Origin of the sequence: Shewanella electrica (assembly GCF_022321485.1) — a bacterium.
Lineage (GTDB): Bacteria > Pseudomonadota > Gammaproteobacteria > Enterobacterales > Shewanellaceae > Shewanella > Shewanella electrica.
Genome location: NZ_JAKOGG010000620.1, coordinates 1 through 247, shown reverse-complemented (window position 1 = coordinate 247; position 247 = coordinate 1). Strand labels below are relative to the sequence as shown.

1 protein-coding gene is annotated in these 247 nt (G+C 59.1%); it reads left to right on the top strand.

Annotation, left to right across the window (positions count from 1 at the left end):
- Nucleotides 1-38: 38 nt before the first annotated feature.
- Nucleotides 39-247, top strand: a 209-nt coding sequence (locus L9G74_RS21620; protein WP_326521531.1) for an NAD(P)H-dependent glycerol-3-phosphate dehydrogenase, incomplete at its 3' end; no start/stop codon positions are given.

Below are 247 nucleotides of genomic sequence, written 5' to 3'. Positions count from 1 at the left end.
AAATCCGTCGGCTCGGGGTGGCCTTGGGCGCTGACCCGATGACCTTTATTGGCCTCTCTGGGGTTGGGGACCTAGTGGTGACCGCCACTTCCAAGAACTCGCGGAACTGGCGGGCCGGCTACCAACTCGGTCAGGGCCAGAAACTCGCCGACGTGGTGGAAAACATGGGGATGGTCATCGAAGGGGTAGCGACTACCAAAGCTGCTTACGAGTTGGCCCAAAAGCGTCACGTTCAGATGCCAATTAC